General features: G+C 63.8%; 4 protein-coding genes. All 4 read left to right on the top strand.

Annotation, left to right across the window (positions count from 1 at the left end):
- Window positions 1-141: 141 nt before the first annotated feature.
- A complete protein-coding gene (argA, locus tag FKP22_RS23285; protein ID WP_141290057.1) occupies window positions 142-1,482 on the top strand; it encodes an amino-acid N-acetyltransferase in 1,341 nt (446 codons plus the stop codon).
- Between the two features lie 63 nt (window positions 1,483-1,545).
- Window positions 1,546-1,818 carry an oxidative damage protection protein gene (locus FKP22_RS23280; protein ID WP_141290056.1) on the top strand — a complete coding sequence of 91 codons (273 nt, stop codon included), beginning with the start codon at window positions 1,546-1,548 and terminating at the stop codon, window positions 1,816-1,818.
- A 164-nt stretch (window positions 1,819-1,982) separates the two neighbouring features.
- Window positions 1,983-2,288: an H-NS histone family protein gene (locus FKP22_RS23275; protein ID WP_141290055.1), complete on the top strand. Its 306-nt coding sequence runs from the start codon at window positions 1,983-1,985 to the stop codon at window positions 2,286-2,288.
- Window positions 2,289-2,564: 276 nt separating this feature from the next.
- On the top strand, window positions 2,565-3,989 hold a 1,425-nt coding region (gene dnaG, locus FKP22_RS23270), incomplete at its 3' end, for a DNA primase (RefSeq protein ID WP_141290054.1).

Below are 3,989 nucleotides of genomic sequence, written 5' to 3'. Positions count from 1 at the left end.
AGGCTTGTCGATTCACGAGGCGCGGATTATCCCGCGCCGGGCAAGTCCGGTCCTGCGAACCCGTCGTGTCCTTGTCGACGCGCCACCGAGCAAGCCCTTTCCAAGGACGGCGACGGCAGCTGCGGCACAATCCGCCCCGTGATGGATCTTGTCTTTCCCCATACCTTCGTGCCCTGGTTTCGCTCGGTGGCGCCCCATATCCATGCTTACCGCGGCAAGACCTTTGTCGTCGGCATGACCGGGGAGCTGATTGCGGCGGGGAAACTCAATTTTTTTGCGCAGGACATGGCCATCCTGCAGGCCATGGGCGTGCGGCTGGTGCTGGTGCATGGCTTCCGGCCGCAGGTCAACGAGCAACTGGCCGCCAAAGGCCATGCCTCGGTGTTCTCGCATGGCATGCGGGTGACCGACAGCGTGGCGCTGGATTGCGCGCAGGAGGCCGCCGGCCAATTGCGCTTCGAGATCGAAGCGGCGTTTTCCCAGGGCTTGCCGAATACGCCGATGGCGAATTCCACCGTCAGGGTGGTGTCAGGCAATTTCCTGACGGCACGGCCGGTCGGCATTGTCGACGGCGTGGATTTCATTCACAGCGGCGTGGTGCGCAAGGTGGACGCAGCGTCGATACGCCGGGCGATCGACATTGGCGCGATGGTGCTGCTCTCGCCTTTTGGCTTTTCGCCCACAGGTGAAGCCTTCAATCTCTCGATGGAAGACGTGGCCACCCAAACCGCGATTGCGCTGCAGGCCGACAAGCTGCTTTTCATGACCGAGATACCCGGTATTCGCGAGCAAATTTCCGATCCGGAAAGTGCGATTGACACCGAGCTCTCGCTGGCCGAAGCCGAGCGCCTGCTGAATGCCCTGCCGGCACCGATGCAGCCCACCGACACGGCGTTTTATCTCAAGCATTGCGTGAATGCCTGCCACGGCGGCGTAGAGCGTTCTCACATCCTGCCGTTTGCCACCGATGGCGCACTGCTGATGGAGGTATTCACCCACGATGGCATCGGCACCATGGTGGTCGATGAAAAACTCGAAAGCCTGCGCGAAGCGGGCTCCGACGACGTCGGCGGCATCCTGCAGTTGATCGAGCCATTCGAGCGCGACGGCACGCTGGTCAAACGCGACCGTACCGAAATCGAACGCGACATTACCAACTACACGGTGATCGAACACGACGGCGTGATTTTTGGCTGCGCTGCGCTGTATCCCTACCCCGAAGCGCGCACCGGAGAAATGGCCGCGCTGACGGTTTCGCCGCAGGTGCAAGGCCAGGGCGATGGCGACAAGATTCTCAAGCGCGTGGAGCAGCGCGCGAGGCAGATGGGCATGGACACCATCTTCGTGCTGACCACGCGCACCATGCACTGGTTCATCAAGCGCGGTTTCGTGCAGGTCGATCCCGATTGGCTGCCCGAGGCCCGCAAGCGCAAATACAACTGGGACCGTCGCTCCCAAGTGATGATCAAGAAGCTGGGCTGAAGCCCGGCATTCCGGGGCCGCCGGCCCCTTTTGAGAACCCGAACCCGATACGAGAGCAATACCATGGCACGCATCATCCAGTGCAGCTACCTGAAGAAAGAAGCCGAAGGGCTGGACTTCCCCGTCTACCCGGGCGAGCTGGGCAAGCGCATCTACGAGAACATCAGCAAGGAAGCGTTTGACCTATGGAAGCGCCACCAGACCATGCTGGTCAATGAAAACCGCCTGAACCTGGCCGACGCACGCGCCCGCCAGTACCTTGCGCGGCAGATGGAACAGTTCCTGTTCGGCGGCGGTGCCGAACAGCCGGCCGGCTTTGTGCCGCCCAGCGCCTGAGCGCAGCCACTAACCAGGGTTTTTTCTGACATCTGGTATTGGCATATCGGGTTTGTCGCAGTCGTGGGAATCTGTGACAGTTTTGTGGGCTTGCCTGCGGAACCTTTCGCTGACCTCGGTTATCATCCGCTTGCCCTCCGGGTTCATTGATTGGAGATAACCGAATGACCACGATCCAGGAACTGCTGGCGCAGAAAGCAGCGCTCGAGAAGCAAATTGCTGAAGCGCAGCGCGCCGCCAAGTCCGATGCCATTGCCAAGGTCAAGTCGCTGATGAGCGAATATGGCCTGACCGCCGCCGATCTGGCTGGCAAGGCGCCCACCGCCCCCAAGGGCGAAGGCACCAAGAAAGTGGCCGCGAAATACCGCGACCCGGCCACCGGCCAAAGCTGGACCGGCCGAGGCCTGAAGCCCAAGTGGCTGCAGGCTGCGCTGGCTTCCGGCAAGTCGCTTGGCGACTTCTCGGTTTAAGCTTTGCGACTTCGCGGTTTGAGTACCGCGGGTTCGCCCGGACCTTCCGGTTGAAATTCGCCAGCATTCAGGGGGACGCCGTCAGCGGCGGTGCATGGCAGAAATCAATCGGCAAATCGGCGGCCAGCCGATGCGGCGAACATTTCTTCAGGCAATAGCGCGCTTCATATTGCTTTGCCACACCACAGGGCGGCCTCGGCTGCCCTGTTGCTTTTTCTGGCGCAGCTTTTGGGTGGCGCCGAGCCTTGCCCCAGGGCAATGCCCTAGACTTCCGTTGTGATCCCACCAGGTTTTATCCAAGAGTTGCTGTCGCGCGTGGACGTGGTCGAGGTGGTCGGCCGCCATGTCGAGCTGAAGAAGGCCGGCATCAACCACAAGGGCCTGTGTCCTTTCCACGGCGAAAAGTCGCCCAGCTTCATCGTCAGCCCGTCTCGCCAGACCTACCACTGCTTCGGCTGCGGCGTGCATGGCGACGCGATCCGCTTCCTGACCGAGCACCACGGCATGAGTTTTGTGGAAGCCGTGCAAGACCTGTCGCAACAGGTTGGCCTGCAGGTGCCGGAAGACGAGCGCAGCGAGGCTGACCGCGCCGCAGCGGCCGAGCAGCGCCAGCGCCAGACCACGCTGACCGACGTGCTGGCCAAGGCGGCGCAGCATTACCGCCAGCAGCTGAAGTCCAGCCCACGCGCCATCGACTACCTGAAACGCCGCGGCCTGACCGGCGAGGTCGCCCAGCGCTTCGGCCTGGGCTATGCACCCGAAGGCTGGCGCACGCTGGCGAGCGCGTTTGCGCGCTATGACGATCCGCTGCTGGCCGAATCCGGCATGGTCATCGCGCAAGGCGCGGACGAAGGCAAGAGCGAGGCCGACCAGAAGCGCTACGACCGCTTCCGCGACCGCATCATGTTTCCCATCCGCAACGTCAAGGGCGAGACCATCGCCTTTGGCGGCCGGGTGCTGGACAAGGGCGAACCCAAGTACCTGAACTCGCCCGAGACGCCGGTCTTCGTGAAAGGCCGCGAGCTGTATGGGTTGTACGAGTCGCGCACCGGACTGCGGGAAAAAGGCTACGCGCTGGTCACCGAAGGCTACATGGACGTGGTGGCACTGGCGCAGCTGGGTTTTCCCAACGCGGTGGCCACGCTGGGCACGGCCTGCACTGCGGAGCATGTGCAGAAACTGCTGCGCTTCACCGAACAGGTGGTGTTCAGCTTCGACGGCGACGCCGCCGGCCGCCGCGCCGCCGGCCGGGCGCTGGAAGCAGCACTGCCACATGCCACCGACACGCGCAGCTTCCGCTTCCTGTTCCTGCCCGCCGAACACGACCCGGACAGCTATGTGCGCGCCCATGGCCAGCAGGCCTTCGAAGCCCAGGTGCGGGATGCCGTGCCACTGTCGCGCCAGTTGCTGGAACACGCGGCCATTGACTGCGCGCTGGACACGGCCGAGGGCCGGGCGCGCATGCTGGCCCAGGCCCGCCCTCTGTGGCAGGCCTTGCCCGACGGCGCACTGAAGCTGCAGCTGCTCAGCGAGCTGGCCCGCCAGGGCGGCCTGCCGGCGGAAGAGCTGTCCGGCCTGTGGGGCCAGGGCCAGGGCAATTCACGTGGCAGACCAGGCAATGCCCAGGCCCACGGCAGCTCGCCGGCAGAGACAGATGATCCTTTTGACGACGGCACGCCGCCGGGCGAGCGCTACGCCAGC

The sequence above is a fragment of the Ideonella azotifigens genome (assembly GCF_006519715.1).
Classification (GTDB): Bacteria; Pseudomonadota; Gammaproteobacteria; order Burkholderiales; family Burkholderiaceae_C; genus Ideonella; species Ideonella azotifigens.
Note: the sequence above shows the minus strand (reverse complement) of the source record. Positions and strands in the feature narration are given on the sequence as shown.

Bases quoted from the DNA above. Each gene is read 5' to 3' on its own strand.
- FKP22_RS23275 (WP_141290055.1), top strand. From the start codon at position 1,983: ATGACCACGATCCAGGAACTGCTGGCGCAGAAAGCAGCGCTCGAGAAG.
- argA (WP_141290057.1), top strand. From the start codon at position 142: ATGGATCTTGTCTTTCCCCATACCTTCGTGCCCTGGTTTCGCTCGGTG.
- FKP22_RS23280 (WP_141290056.1), top strand. From the start codon at position 1,546: ATGGCACGCATCATCCAGTGCAGCTACCTGAAGAAAGAAGCCGAAGGG.